The organism is Bradyrhizobium sp. USDA 10063 (assembly GCF_054063735.1).
Genome location: NZ_JBSSGP010000002.1, coordinates 2,088,459 through 2,101,919 on the forward strand (window position 1 = coordinate 2,088,459; position 13,461 = coordinate 2,101,919).

The 13,461-nt window shown below is 64.2% G+C and carries 12 protein-coding genes; 4 read left to right on the top strand and 8 right to left on the bottom strand.

The genetic code is table 11. The features are described 5' to 3' along the window. Positions 1-7 precede the first annotated feature (7 nt). Positions 8-1,126 carry a branched-chain amino acid ABC transporter substrate-binding protein gene (locus tag ACVJGD_RS12285; RefSeq protein WP_456634587.1) on the top strand — a complete coding sequence of 373 codons (1,119 nt, stop codon included), beginning with the start codon at positions 8-10 and terminating at the stop codon, positions 1,124-1,126. A gap of 1,060 nt (positions 1,127-2,186) precedes the next feature. On the opposite strand, the gene ACVJGD_RS12290 is transcribed toward ACVJGD_RS12285, so the two are convergent. Further along, entirely contained in the window at positions 2,187-2,588 is a 402-nt protein-coding gene (locus ACVJGD_RS12290; RefSeq protein ID WP_456634588.1) for a response regulator, read from the bottom strand. Between the two features lie 433 nt (positions 2,589-3,021). On the opposite strand from ACVJGD_RS12290, the gene ACVJGD_RS12295 reads away from it, so the two are divergent. Together ACVJGD_RS12295 and ACVJGD_RS12300 are read left to right on the top strand one after the other, a co-directional pair. Further along, on the top strand, positions 3,022-5,304 hold the full coding sequence (locus ACVJGD_RS12295; RefSeq protein WP_456640236.1) for an MASE4 domain-containing protein: 2,283 nt from the start codon (positions 3,022-3,024) through the stop codon (positions 5,302-5,304). Between the two features lie 54 nt (positions 5,305-5,358). Next, positions 5,359-6,354: a P1 family peptidase gene (locus ACVJGD_RS12300; protein WP_456640237.1), complete on the top strand. Its 996-nt coding sequence runs from the start codon at positions 5,359-5,361 to the stop codon at positions 6,352-6,354. Between the two features lie 2 nt (positions 6,355-6,356). On the opposite strand, the gene ACVJGD_RS12305 is transcribed toward ACVJGD_RS12300, so the two are convergent. Further along, positions 6,357-7,124 (bottom strand): EF-hand domain-containing protein, encoded by a 768-nt coding sequence (locus ACVJGD_RS12305; protein ID WP_456634589.1) that lies wholly within the window; start codon positions 7,122-7,124, stop codon positions 6,357-6,359. Positions 7,125-7,381: 257 nt separating this feature from the next. Between ACVJGD_RS12305 and rpe the strand changes: the two genes are divergently transcribed. Next, positions 7,382-8,083, top strand: a complete 702-nt coding sequence (rpe, locus tag ACVJGD_RS12310; protein WP_130580214.1) for a ribulose-phosphate 3-epimerase — start codon at positions 7,382-7,384, stop codon at positions 8,081-8,083. Here rpe and ACVJGD_RS12315 read toward each other — a convergent pair. The 6 genes from ACVJGD_RS12315 to ACVJGD_RS12340 all read right to left on the bottom strand — a co-directional run bounded on the left by ACVJGD_RS12315 (position 8,080) and on the right by ACVJGD_RS12340 (position 13,419). Then, positions 8,080-9,480, bottom strand: coding sequence for a protein kinase domain-containing protein (locus tag ACVJGD_RS12315; RefSeq protein ID WP_456634590.1), 1,401 nt, complete (start codon positions 9,478-9,480; stop codon positions 8,080-8,082). The genes rpe and ACVJGD_RS12315 overlap by 4 nt on opposite strands. Positions 9,481-9,484: 4 nt before the next feature. After that, the gene (locus ACVJGD_RS12320; protein ID WP_456640238.1) at positions 9,485-10,225 is read right to left on the bottom strand and encodes a metallophosphoesterase family protein; all 741 of its coding nucleotides are present in this window, start codon (positions 10,223-10,225) and stop codon (positions 9,485-9,487) included. 103 nt (positions 10,226-10,328) lie between these two features. Next, a complete protein-coding gene (locus tag ACVJGD_RS12325) occupies positions 10,329-10,925 on the bottom strand; it encodes a TetR family transcriptional regulator (protein WP_456634591.1) in 597 nt (198 codons plus the stop codon). Positions 10,926-11,388: 463 nt separating this feature from the next. Further along, on the bottom strand, positions 11,389-12,000 hold the full coding sequence (locus ACVJGD_RS12330) for a hypothetical protein (RefSeq protein ID WP_456634592.1): 612 nt from the start codon (positions 11,998-12,000) through the stop codon (positions 11,389-11,391). Then, positions 11,997-12,668, bottom strand: coding sequence for a hypothetical protein (locus ACVJGD_RS12335; protein WP_456634593.1), 672 nt, complete (start codon positions 12,666-12,668; stop codon positions 11,997-11,999). Before ACVJGD_RS12335 ends, ACVJGD_RS12330 begins: the two co-directional genes overlap by 4 nt. After that, a complete protein-coding gene (locus ACVJGD_RS12340; protein WP_456634594.1) occupies positions 12,658-13,419 on the bottom strand; it encodes a MotA/TolQ/ExbB proton channel family protein in 762 nt (253 codons plus the stop codon). Before ACVJGD_RS12340 ends, ACVJGD_RS12335 begins: the two co-directional genes overlap by 11 nt. Positions 13,420-13,461: the final 42 nt, after the last annotated feature.

A 13,461-nucleotide genomic window follows, 5' to 3' on the forward strand; every position in this document is an offset into this window, starting at 1 on the left:
ACTCCACATGAAATCACTCAAGCTGATCGGCCTGGCATTGGGCGCATCGTTGGCATTGTCGGCGAGCGCATTCGCGCAGGACATCACCATCGCAGTGGCGGGCCCGATGACGGGCTCCGAATCCGCTTTCGGCCGGCAGATGAAGAACGGCGCTGAACAGGCGGTCGCCGATCTCAACGCCGCGGGCGGCGTGCTCGGCAAGAAGCTCAAGCTCGAGGTCGGCGACGATGCCTGCGATCCCAAGCAGGCACGCTCGGTTGCCGAGAAGTTCTCCGGCGCGCGGATCCCCTTCGTCGCCGGTCATTTCTGCTCGTCGTCGTCGATCCCGGCCTCCGAGGCCTATGCCGACGGCAACACGCTGCAGATCACGCCGGCCTCGACCAATCCGCTGTTCACCGAGCGCAAGCTCTGGAACGTCGCCCGCGTCTGCGGTCGTGACGACCAGCAGGGCCTGGTCGCCGCCGACTACATCATCAAATATTTCAAGGGCAAGAACGTCGCGATCCTGAACGACAAGACGACCTACGGCAAGGGCCTCGCGGATGAGACCAAGAAGGCGCTGAACAAGGCCGGCTTCCAGGAGAAGATGTTCGAGTCCTACAACAAGGGCGACAAGGATTTTAACTCCATCGTCTCGCGGTTGAAGCGCGACAATATCGACCTCGTCTATGTCGGCGGCTACCATCAGGAATCCGGTCTGATCCTGCGCCAGATGCGCGACCAGGGCCTGCAGACCGTGCTGATGGCGGGCGACGCCTTGAACGACAAGGAATTCGCCACGATCACCGGACCCGCCGCCGAAGGCACGCTGTTCACCTTCGGCCCCGATCCCCGCAACAAGCCGACCGCGAAAGCCATCGTCGAGAAGTTCAAGGCCAAGAACATCGATCCCGAAGGTTACACGCTCTACACCTACGCCGCGATGCAGGTGTGGTCGCAGGCGGTCGCCAAGGTCGGCTCGACCGATCCGAAGAAGGTGATGGACGCGATCAAGGCCGGCGAGTGGGACACCGTGCTCGGCAAGATGGCCTTCGACGCCAAAGGCGACATCAAGGCGATCGACTACGTCGTCTACAAGTGGGATGCCAAGGGCAACTACACCGAGGTGAACCCGAAGGGGTCGTAAGAACCTTCGAATGGCCAAATCGTAGGGTGGGCAAAGCGCAGCGTGCCCACCTTCGCGAGCACAGTGTTCGACGGTGGGCACGGCGCAAACGCGCCTTTGCCCACCCTACGGCTTCTACACCGAAGTCAACCCGAAGGGGTCGTAACGCGCGGGCGCTCCCGCAATCTCGTCATTCCGGGACGCGCCGCAAGGCGCAGGCCCGGAATCTATTCATCGGCATGCGCACGCGGCGAAATGGATTCCGGGCTCGCGCTGACGCGCGCCCCGGAATGACGGCGCGTGTTACGGGACGAGCCATGCAAAAACTGCCCGTCGGGCAAATCACCAAAAGTCTGTCCAGCCCTTCCGCAAAAAACATTCCGCTTCCGTCGTCGGGCAAATCAGTGATTTAACTCCGCGCGTCTCACGGCGGATGAGGGGCGGGTCGCGATCGTCACGAACGTTGCGGTGAGATGCGGTGGACGCGGGTGTTGCGACTGACGAGCGTGGCACCCACGGACGGCGAAGTCGTGTGGTTCTGGCGCCCCGACGCTGGCGCTAAGTTTTTTGCGTGAACAAATTCACGCGAGAGATGACGGTGGCAAGAAAGCCCGGTCACCGGGAAGAGCACGAAGTAAGTCGTAAAACCATCGCGCAGGGAAAGCCGGAGTTGCTTCGGTTGACCTGTGGTCCTACCCCCGTGCTTTTTGTTGCACGGGGCCCACGGGTGCAACCGGCACCCGGCTTTCCCTGCGCCCTCTGATCGATGAGAGGGTGAAACGAGACGCAAAGCTCGGGCAGATCATGCCGCGAGAACGCGGACTTATATCCCCTCCGCTGTTTGAAAGTTGAATCGGAATTTGCGATTGCCTTGCACTCGAATCTACCCCCTCACCCTGAGGAGCCTGCGCAGCAGGCGTCTCGAAGGGCGAGGCCACCGGCGGGGCCTCATCCTTCGAGACGCGGCGAAGAGCCGCTCCTCAGGATGAGGGGCTAGCGCCGTCGCTATCCGTCGTTGCCATGTCCCGCCTCGCTCAGAGAGGGCAAGAGCAAAGAACTCGCGCTGAAAAAAAGCGCCCGATCAAACCGCCGCGCGCACCGCAACGGGAGCAACCGCCTTTCGCGCGTTCTCGATGGCGCGCATCAGATCGTTCGGACGAAACGGCTTCTGCAGGCAGACCACGTTCGACAGGTCGGGCGCTTCGGTCACGAAATCCAGCGCTGTCATGCCGGAGATCGCGACGATGGGAAAATCCGGCTGGCGGGCACGCATCATCGACATGACGTCGAGACCGCTCTTGTCTTGCAGGAAGACGTCGACGATCGCGAGATCGAACTTCGCCCCCTCCCTGCCCGCTTCGAACGCCTTGATCCCCTCCGCGGCGGACGCCGCCTCGACGATCTCGAAGCGGTTGACGCGCAGCACAATCGCGATCATCGCACGCACGTCGGATTGGTCGTCGACAACGAGAACACGGGCCATGAAAACCCCCAGACCGGCTGCAGGAAGCGTAATTGTGGGAATCGTAATGCAGTAGGTAATCAGGCGAAATATCTGCCCTGTCAGTAAAGAGGTGGTTACCTCGACTCGATACGGGCGCCCGGTTCGATTCCCTGCGGTAGCAGGTAACCTTGGGTTGATTGGCGATTGCTGGTCTTGCCGCACCACAGCGACGCATGGCCCCCGCCGATACCGACAGATCGGCTGGATGTTCGCGTTGTGTGGACAGCCCGTGCGCGGGTTTGACGTGATCCTCTGTCTTGCGTTCGATACCGGTTCCAGGAGAGCATGAGTGGGCAACGACGGCAGCTTCTTCCTTTCGACCTTGCCGGCCTCGCGCGGCGACCGCAACGTCGCGCTGGCGGTGGTCGTCGTTTCGGCCGTGCTGTTCGCTATCGCAGTACCGTTCGCCGGGATGCCGCTGACGCCGGTGCCGGCCTTCGTAGCGAGTTACCAGTCCGCACTGGCGATCAACGATCTCATCACCGCGGTGCTGCTGTTCTCGCAGTTCGTCATCCTGCGCTGGCGCGCGCTGCTGCTGCTCGCGAGCGGTTATCTCTTCACCGCCGCGGCCGCGGTCACCCACGCGCTGACCTTTCCGGGCCTGTTCGCGCCGACGGGCCTGTTCGGGGCCGGCCCGCAGACGACGGTCTGGCTCTACATGGTCTGGCACGGCTTCTTCCCGCTGATGGTGCTCGGCTATGCGCTTTCGAAAGGCGACGACGGCGCCAGGATTCGCGGCTCCACGATGTCAGCGATCATCGGCAGCGTTGCGGCGGTTGTCGTCGCGACGGCGGTGTTCGCCTGGATCGTCACCGCCCAGCACGACCGCCTCCCCGTCCTCTTGAGCGGCGGACACTACACGCCGGTCATGATCGGTGTGGTCGCGACGGTGCTGCTCCTCTGTGCCGCCGCGCTTGCCGCATTGTGGTTGCGGAAACCGCATTCCGTCATCGACGTCTGGCTCATGGTCGTGCTGTGTGCCTGGCTGTTCGACATCGCGCTGTCGGCGATGCTCAACGTGGCGAGATTCGATCTCGGTTTCTATGCCGCGCGCATCTACGGCCTCTGCGCCGCCAGTTTCGTGCTCGCGGTGCTGTTGATCGATAACGTCGCGCTGCAGGCGGAGATGTCGCGGCTCCTGCGGGTGGTCCGCCGCCAGGCCGCCACCGAACGCGAGCAGACGCAAAAGGCGCTGAGCCGTGAGCTCGAGGAGCGGCAGCATATCTTCGAAGCCTCGCAGGACTTCCTGTCGATAACGGACAAGCAGGGCCATTTCGTCCAGGTCAGCCCGAGCGCCGGGACCATTCTCGGCTACGATCCCGCCGAGTTGGTCGGACGTTCCGCGACCGAGTTCGTTCATCCGGACGATCTCGAAAATACCCGCAACGAAATGCGCGCGGCGCGGCACGGCCAGAGCAAGCGCAGTTTCGAGACGCGCCTGATCCGCAAGGACGGCGAAGTGGTATCGCTCAACTGGTCCGCGACCTATTCGGAACCGATCAAGCGCTATTTCTTCATCGGCCGCGACCTCACCGAGAAGCAGGCCGCCGAAGCGCAGATCCGGCAGGTGCAGAAGATGGACGCGGTGGGCCAGCTCACCGGCGGCGTCGCCCATGACTTCAACAACATCCTGACCGTCATCACCGGCACCATCGGCATCCTGGAAGAAGCGGTCTCCGACCGGTCCGACCTCGTCGCCATCGCCCGGCTGATCGACGAAGCCGCCGAGCGCGGCGCCAACCTGACCAAGCACCTGCTCGCCTTCGCCCGCAAGCAGCCGCTGCAGCCGGCCGAGGTCGACATCAACGCGCTGATCCTGGAGGCGGCGAAGCTGCTCCGCCCGACGCTGGGCGAGCATATCGAGATCACGCCAATGCTGGCCGATGACGCCTGGACGGCGATGGTCGATCCGAACCAGCTCACCGCGGCGATCCTCAATCTCGCGCTGAACGCACGCGATGCCATGCCCCGCGGCGGCAAGCTGGCGCTCGAAAGCCGCAACGTCTATCTCGACGAGGGCTATGCCAGCATGCACAGCGAGGTCACCGTCGGCCATTACGTCATGGTCGCCGTCAGCGACAGCGGCACCGGCATTCCCGCCCATCTGCTGGAAAGAGTGTTCGATCCGTTCTTCACCACCAAGGAAGTCGGCAAGGGCACCGGGCTTGGGCTTTCAATGGTGTTCGGCTTCGTCAAGCAGTCCGGCGGCCATATCAAGATCTACAGCGAGGAACGCCACGGCACCTCCGTAAAGATGTATCTGCCACGCGCGACCGGCCTTACCCAGACCGTCGCGGAAGCGCAGCAGGCCGCCAATGTCCAGGGCGGGCACGAAGTCATCCTGGTGGTCGAGGACGACACGCTGGTGCGGAAATATGTGGTCACCCAGATCACGAGCCTCGGCTACTCGACGCTTGAGGCAGCGAACGCCGCCGAGGCCCTCAAGATCATCGATACCGGCGCGCCTATCGACCTCCTGTTCACCGACGTCATCATGCCCGGCGCCATGAACGGACGTCAGCTCGTCGACGAGGCGCTGAAGCGCCGGCCCGGGCTCAAGACCCTCTACACGTCGGGCTATACCGAGAACGCGATCGTTCATCACGGACGGCTCGATTCCGGCGTGCTGCTGCTGGCCAAACCCTACCGGAAGTCCGAGCTTGCCAAGATGATCCGGCTCGCGCTTGGCGGTTGATGCATTCGGTTCGGCTGCTATATCGATCAACAGGACGACAGGAGGATGCGCGCTTTGAAGAATCTCCTCACCGACATCGCAGGCGTCCGCGTCGGCCACGCCGACGACGCCTCGCTCGCCTCCGGCGTCACCGCGATCATCTTTGACAAGCCTGCCGTGGCGTCGATCGACGTCCGCGGCGGCGGTCCGGGCACCCGCGACGACGCGCTTCTGCAGCCGCACAACACCGTCGATGGGGTCGACGCGATCGCGCTGTCCGGCGGCTCGGCGCTCGGCCTCGATGCCGCCGGCGGCGTGCAGGCTTGGCTTGCCGAGCAAGGCAGAGGCTTACGGATTCGCGAGGCCGTGATCCCGATCGTGCCCGGTGCGATCTGCTTCGATCTCTTGAACGGCGGCAACAAGGCGTGGGGACGGTTCCCGCCCTATCGCGATCTTGCCTATGCCGCTGCGGCCGCGGCCGGCAGCGATTTCCGGCTCGGCAGCGTCGGCGCCGGCATGGGTGCGACCACGCCCAATTTGAAGGGCGGACTGGGTTCAGCATCGGTGCGAACCGATAGCGGCGTCACGGTTGCCGCACTTGCGGTGGTCAATGCGGTCGGCGCCGTCACGGTCGGCGACGGCCCGTGGTTCTGGGCCGCGCCCTTCGAAATCGACGGCGAATTTGGCGGACGCGGTCTGCCTGCAACGTTCACGCCGGACATGCTGAAGGCGCGGCTGAAGGGCGGCCCAGTGGCGGCATCCGGCGAGAACACCACGCTGGTCGTGGTCGTGACCGATGCCGCGCTGACGAAGTCACAGGCCAAGCGGCTGGCGATGATCGCGCAGACCGGCATGGCGCGGGCGATCTATCCGGTGCATGCACCGCTCGACGGTGACGTGGTGTTTGCCGCGGCGACCGGCGAGAAGCCGATCGATCCGCTGTTCGGCCTCACCGAACTCGGCATGCACGCCGCCAACACCGTGGCCCGCGCGATCGCGCGCGGCGTCTATGCGGCAACCGCGCTGCCCTTCCCCGGCGCGCTGCCGAGCTGGCAGGACCGGTTTGGATGATCTTATGCGCTGACCGAAAGCGATGCGCTGGCCTGCGAAGCAATGGTGTTCGCCTGACGTTGGATCAGTTGCTCGATGAAATTATAGGACGAGGTCGCGGCACCCGCGGCCGACGCGCTCGCGGCAGAGGTCATCGTCACCTTCGATCCGTCGGCATAGGTCAGCGTCGTCGTCACCGATCCATCGCTGTTGGTGACCGACGTCGTGGATTCGCCATCGAGCGCCTGCATCAGCGGATCGGCATTGCCGCCACCGCCGGACCCAGCTCCATCAGCGTGATGATGATGGCGGTGACCGGATCCACCTTTCAAGGCCGAGGACATCTCGCCGAGCGTGACGTTGCCGTCGCCATCCTTGTCAATCTTGGAGAACACGTCATCGGCCTGCGCCAGATTGGTCCCGCCGGCGCCAAGCGCATCCTCGAATTCGGATTTCGTGATGTTGCCGTCACCATCGCCATCGATCTGTCCGAACAGATCCTTCAGCGCATCCGAGGGACTCTTGGTCGAGGCCGCCGTGCCGGTCGAAGCCTGGCTCTGCGCGTCGAGCAGCGCGCTCATCGTCTCCGGGGCGATCGGCGCGGAGCTGTTGCCGGCCGATCCGGAATTCGGGGCCGCGCTGGTCGGCGCCGTCGTGGTGCCGGCAATGTCAAAGACGCTGGTGGCGTCCTGGGTCAGGCCGGTGGGCTTTGCCTGCGACGTCTTCGACGACGACGTCAGCGACTTCAGGAGATCGATGGCCGACGAGGCAGCGCCAAGGGCGAACAGCATGAGAGGGAACTCCGACAATGCCGCGCAAGCGGCGGCCCAACACCTGCACGGCTATCGAGCAAGCGCCGTGCCACGGCGAAAAGCCCTTTAAAATCGGCATTTCGCGCGCACAAGCCGGTTCGCGGAAGCCGGCAATTGCTGCCGCCGCGGCAGTTTTTTTCCTGCCCGCGACTTCCCTCCTGTGCATTGCCCGGCACCAGCATGCATGTTAGGCGGAGCCATCCCGCTCGCTACAGAGATGCCTTCGGAGAGCGTCCATGTCCCAGCCCTTCACGCCACGTCCGCTGGTGATCGCGCCGTCGATCCTGGCGTCGGATTTCTCCAAACTCGGCGAGGAAGTCCGCGCCGTCGACCAAGCCGGCGCCGACTGGATCCATCTCGACGTCATGGACGGGCATTTCGTGCCGAACATTTCCTACGGCCCCGACGTCATCAAGGCGATGCGTCCGCACACCAAGAAGATCTTCGACGCGCATCTGATGATCTCGCCCTGCGATCCCTATCTCGAGGCGTTCGCGAAGGCCGGCTGCGACCACATCACCGTGCATGCGGAGGCCGGCCCGCATCTGCATCGTTCGCTACAGGCGATCCGCGGGCTCGGCAAGAAGGCGGGTGTCTCGATCAATCCGGCAACGCCCGTGAGCGCGATCGAGCATGTGCTCGATTTGATCGACCTCGTGCTGGTGATGTCGGTCAATCCGGGATTTGGCGGCCAGGCCTTCATCCGCTCGTCGCTCGGCAAGGTCAGCGACGTCAGGGCAATGACCGCCGGCCGGCCGATCGACATCGAGGTCGATGGCGGCGTGGCGCCCGATGTATCAGGGGAGCTCGCAGCCGCCGGCGCCAATGCGTTTGTCGCCGGCTCCGCCGTGTTCAAGGGCGGCACGATGGAGGCGTACAAGGCCAACATCTCCGCGATCCGCAACGCGGCGGCGCTGGCACGCGGCGAAGCGATCTAGCTCTCCCGTGGCGGGCGTACCACGGTAACCGTGCACGGCGCCTCCGACGCCACTTTCGCCGAGACGCTGCCGAGCAGCGTCCGCAGCATGGAATCCTGCCGCGCACCGATCACGATGTGATCGACCTGACTGGCTGCCGCGAATTCCAGGATGGCCGCCGCGGGATCGATCGCCTCCAGCACATGCACCGACAGCCGGTTCTCGTCGAGTTTCAGCGAGGACGCCCAGTGCCGCAGCGCAACCAGGCGGTCGACATGCTTGTTGTTGCCCTTCTCATCCAGCGTCCGGTCGACGGTGACGAGGCCGAGCTTGAGCACGTTGACGCATGCGAGCCGGGCCTGTGGCAGCGTCCCGAGAATCCGCTCCGTGGTGACGCGCAAGGCCTCGTTCAGCGGGCCCGAGGTTACCGTCGTATCGATCGCAACCACCAGGATCGGGCTCGACGCCAGTTGGACGGCAACGTCGGACTTCGGCTTCGGCTGCCACGCCCCGCGGTTGAAGCGGCGGCGCATCACGGTCGCGAGCGGATCGCGCTCACGCCGTTCGGCGCGCGCCGTCAGCTTGACCTGGTCGGGATTGCCGAGATCGAAGGCGAGCTGCGAGGCGGTCGGATAGCGCCAGGCCGGCTCGATCTCCAGGCATCGCAGCACGATCTCCTGCAGCCAAAGCGGATAATCGGGCTTGAGCTGGCGCGGCGGATAGGGATCGCGCCACAGCCGCCGGCGCATGCCGCGCAACGTTTCGCTCTCGCCGAACGGCCGCACCCCGGTGGTGAAGAAATACAGGAGCACGCCGAGCGAAAACAAATCGCTGCGCGGATCGTCGCGCACCCCGAGCAGGCGCTCCGGCGCCATATAGGGCGCGGTGCCGTAAGGCAGGCGGAACTCCTCCTGGAGCAGATCGGGCAGTTGGTCGTGATGCGACAGGCCGAAATCGATCAGCACCGCCTCGCCGCTCTCGCGGAACATGATGCTGCTCGGCTTGATGTCGTGATGGATGACGTTCTGCCGATGCAGCGCCGACAGCGCGGAGGCGATCTTGATCCCAAGTCCCCTCGCCTCCTCGTAAGCGATCGGCAGATCATCCAGCCGCTTGTAGAGCGTCTGGCCCGGAATGCGCTCGATCACGACATAGGCCTGGCGCGCGAAATCGCCGGTGCCGAAGCAGGCCGGCACATGCGGCCCCGACAATCGCGGCAGGATCATCTGCTCCATCTCGAAGCTGACGATGGCGGCGGGATCCTCGCCTTCCGAGACACGTGGCACCTTCATCAGCAGCGGCACGTCGATGCCGGGATGGGTGACGCTCCACAGCGTCGCCATGCCGCCGCGATGCACGCACTCGCCGATGGCGAAGCCATCGATGACCGTGCCCGGCTGCATGAAATCTTTCGTCATCGCGCTATCGGCCGACGAACAGGCGATCGGCAAGCCAGCCCGGCAGGCCATTTTCGTGGATCCGTGCCGCCGCCGCCTCGATATCATAGGGAGCACGACAATAGGTGATCTCCCGCCTCTCGGTGTCGAACATGGCAAAGGCGGCTGCGGGAATGCCGTCGCGGGGCTGGCCGACCGAGCCGAGCACCGCAAGCCAGCGGCGGCCGGCCAGGAGCTGCACGGTCACGCCCGTGGTCGGCACGAAGCTCGTCATCTTCGCCGTCGACGACATCGAATAGAGCGCGGGACGGTGGATATGGCCGCAAAAGGTGACTGGAGCATCCACGGCCATAATGCTGCGCGCGGCGTCCGAAGCGTCGCGCACGTAGCGCCACCTGGTCGGGTTGGAGGCCTCGGAATGGACGTAGAGGCGGTCGTCCTCCTGCTGCATCAGGGGCAGTTCGGCGAGGAAGCGCCGCTGCGCCGCGCTAAGCTTGCCGCGGGTCCACTCGATCACGGCCTGGGCTTCGGCGTTCATTGCGTCGTTGTCGATGCCGATGGCGCTGTCATGGTTGCCGCGTACGGCGACCGCACCGTCCTCGACCAGCGCCATGACGCTGTCCACGGTCCATTCGGGGTCGGCGCCGTAGCCGACGAAATCTCCGAGAAGGATGAATTGCTCCGCGCCTTGCGCACGCGCGGCTTCGAGACAGGCACCGAATGCCTGCCGATTGCCGTGGATATCCGCAAACAGCGCGAGCCGCACGTTGTCCTCCCCAAGCCAATCCTGGCGGGCCCTGACCGTATCGGTCTTGATGGATATCAAATACGGGCAGCCGGCGCCCGCAAATGGGCCGGAAGAATCGGTCCTAGCGCTCAGGACAGGCTTCGAGCCCGCGGAACAGCAACGCCAGCAAGGCGTCGGTGCGGTCCTGCAGATCCGGATCGCCCCACTCGTCGGCATGGGCCGGGTGATGAAGGCTTCTCGTCGCCTCAAAAATCGCGCGCGCCGTTGCCTTGAGATCATCGACCTCGAACACGCCCTGCTCGACGCCGTCGGACAGGATATGCGCGATCTGGTCGGTCAGGCATTCTTTGTGGCCCTTGACCACAACACAAGCCTCGCGCGCCAGCGTCAGATAGGTGCGGAACATCTCCGGATCGTCGGCAAATCGGGCCTGCTTGGTCGCGAACAGCGTGCGCAACCAGCGATCGAGCCGCGCCTGCGCAGGGCCGGTACTCGCCGCGATCTCCTGCAGCGGGGCCTTGGCTCGGTCGAGCCAGCGTTTTGCCACGGCCTCGCGCAGCGACGCCTTGCTCGGAAAATGGCGGTAGACACTGCCGTGGCTCACGTCGAGCGCACGGGCAACGTCCACCACGGTCGCCTTGGCGAGCCCATAGCGACGCAGGACGTCCTCCGTGACCTCCAGAATTCGTTCAGGGGTCAAGACGACTGCTTCGTTCATGGCTCCACCCTATCCCCAGCTCTTGGGCATTTCCGTTCCGGCGGTCAGACGCACTCGCGAAACAGCCTGGCCGGTCGTTCAGGCAATCCTAATTCCAGCTTAGCGGGCGAGTTTCGCCGCCTGAGCGGCCAGGTGGCGAGCCACCTGCTGATTGAGCCAGCGCTGGATTTGTTCAGTCAGATGTAAAATCTCGATCGTCATCGTCGTAGTCTCCGGCAAGTCCGTGGCCGGCGCTTGGCTTGAAATCGGTACGGATACTCTTCCAGATCCATCCCTTTCGCGGCCGCGAGCCACGGGGCGCCCCATCCGCGTCCGAGAATGGATATAGCAGGTCTGACTGACAGATTTCAATATCTGTTATTCAATAAGGCGTGATTGACGGCTGTCAGTTGCGGAACGCGCTCGGCGGGGCCTCCGCCCAGTGTGCCCGTCCCCAAATATGCCAACTTCGGTATCCGGAAACCTATTGCTGATCCTTCGGCGGCATTCGCGGCGGCAGCAGCGGGGTAAATGACACTGCGTCGCCGGATCCTGGGGCCGCCATCAGTGCCCCGCCGGTCGAGGGATCGCCGCCCGACGTCTCGATCACGGCGCTCGGCGTGATGTATTCCCTGGCCGCCGCGATGATGCCGCCGCCCTCGCCGGTGCCGAAATCGGCGGCGCGCCCGCCCTGGGGACGGCCGGCGGCAATCTCGGTGATGGCCCTGTCGGTCTTCTGCGCAAGCGAGTCGCTGTAGGGGATGCGGAAGGCTCTGGGGACGCCGCTCGGCCGGTTGTCCTCGTCCAGGGTCTCGACCCACAGATAGATCGAGCCCGGGTCGCCTTCCAGCGAGTGCGGCTCCACGATCCGAGCCTGCAACAGTTTGAACGAAGCCGGCAGCCTGTCGACGCTGGCCCAGCCCAAGAGGCCGCGCACGCCGATGAAGCTCGCGATGTAGAACGCACTGGTCACGATCACGGCGACCGCCTTGGCCGACCAGGGCAAGCGTGCATAGACCAGGATAACGAGCAATAGCGCGCCGATCAGCGCGTAGCCGATCGACAGTGTGAGGATGACCGACTGGAGATTGCTCACGGGCGAGACATCCTGACGCCTGTCTTCGGATCGAGATCCGCGCCGTTTGCGCGCACGTTGCGGAACGTCTCCATCAGCGACTTCTGCCGCTGCTGAACATCGACCACCTTGCCTTCGCCATCGAGCCAGAAGCGTAGCGCGGTCTTTTCATCGCCGGTGTGATCGAGCATCAGCTTGTTGTCGAAGATCACCTGGGCGGTCGGATTAAGTTTCTGCACCTTCACGCCGACTGCGACCGGCTGCCCAGTCGTCGCCTGGAAATGCGAGACGTTGACGGTGTATTCGCCGGGGACGATGCCGCGCACCGTGACGATCTCTTCCCGGATCGGCGACGGAATCTTCTTGCCGTTGACGATGATGAAATCGTTGGCGCCGCCGCGATCGTCGCGGTCGAGCGTGAGGAAGCCGGCTTCGCGGCGACGATACCACGCGATGTTGCCGGCAGGATCCTGCACGAACAGATCGAGGTCGTCGGGGTGATTGTCCGGCCAGTCCATCGTGATGATGAATTCGGCCTTGGAGTCGATCTTGCCTTCCTTCGAGTCCGGCGAGACCGCGAGCAACGCGAGGAAGAACAGGAAGGCGATGACCTGCAGCGCCTTGAACAGCATCACGCCGAGCGGATCGAAATGTTCCTCCCGCGGATAGAGGCCGAACTCATCCATCATGATGGTGTTCCAAGGCCGGGGTGACGTGGGTCTCGGTCAACATGACGGCATCGGAAAACACCCGCTGAGTGGCGGCATCGAGCATGTAGTATTGGATCCTGACGAGGATGGAGCCGATCAGGCCGGCCAGCGTCGTGTACATGGCCACCGCCATGCCGTCGCTCATCAGACCCATCGACGATCGCATGGCGACCTTGTCGGCCGCGTCAAGCGTTGCGATCGGCGCCAGCATGATGATGAAGCCGATGATGGTTCCGAGCAGCCCAAGCTTCATCAGCGTATCGGAAACGAATGCGCCAAAGGCGTTGGAGCCGCGCAACCGGTCCGCCAGCGACCTGAGCAGCAACGTCTGATCGATGCGGCCGGCGGCCTGCGCCGCGGCCTTCTTCACGAGACTACGGATGTGATCGCTGACGAGGCCAACAGGCAGGACCCGCGCATCCTCGTCGAGCCTCTTCGCGACGCCGGGAGCTGACAGGATCGCGCGGCAGCGTCTGGCCGCTTCGCCCTCCCGCGCGATCGCTCGCGTCCGCCAGAAGCAATGGCAGCAGGTGATGATGTAGAGGACGGCGATCAGGCTCGAAATATAGGTGCGGTCCGAGGTGACCATCAGATGGAGCAACCCATATCGCCACAGCAGCACGGCTGCAAAGATCGAAAGCCCTGTGAAGATCATCCATAGCAGCAGGACGCTTCGCTCCGAAGTGTCCTTGCCGGGCAATACAGCCTCGGCGCCGACCGCGGCACTCATGCAGCTTTGCTCCCTAAGGGCGGCCCAGAGGCTGCCCGCAAA

What these genes read in the sequence shown, in the direction of transcription:
- rpe (WP_130580214.1), top strand. Translation starts at nt 7,382, where the DNA reads ATGTCCCAGCCCTTCACGCCACGTCCGCTGGTGATCGCGCCGTCGATC.
- ACVJGD_RS12295 (WP_456640236.1), top strand. Translation starts at nt 3,022, where the DNA reads ATGCCGCTGACGCCGGTGCCGGCCTTCGTAGCGAGTTACCAGTCCGCA.
- ACVJGD_RS12315 (WP_456634590.1), bottom strand. Translation starts at nt 9,480, where the DNA reads ATGACGAAAGATTTCATGCAGCCGGGCACGGTCATCGATGGCTTCGCC.
- ACVJGD_RS12325 (WP_456634591.1), bottom strand. Translation starts at nt 10,925, where the DNA reads ATGAACGAAGCAGTCGTCTTGACCCCTGAACGAATTCTGGAGGTCACG.
- ACVJGD_RS12335 (WP_456634593.1), bottom strand. Translation starts at nt 12,668, where the DNA reads ATGATGGATGAGTTCGGCCTCTATCCGCGGGAGGAACATTTCGATCCG.
- ACVJGD_RS12285 (WP_456634587.1), top strand. Translation starts at nt 8, where the DNA reads ATGAAATCACTCAAGCTGATCGGCCTGGCATTGGGCGCATCGTTGGCA.
- ACVJGD_RS12305 (WP_456634589.1), bottom strand. Translation starts at nt 7,124, where the DNA reads ATGCTGTTCGCCCTTGGCGCTGCCTCGTCGGCCATCGATCTCCTGAAG.
- ACVJGD_RS12290 (WP_456634588.1), bottom strand. Translation starts at nt 2,588, where the DNA reads ATGGCCCGTGTTCTCGTTGTCGACGACCAATCCGACGTGCGTGCGATG.
- ACVJGD_RS12340 (WP_456634594.1), bottom strand. Translation starts at nt 13,419, where the DNA reads ATGAGTGCCGCGGTCGGCGCCGAGGCTGTATTGCCCGGCAAGGACACT.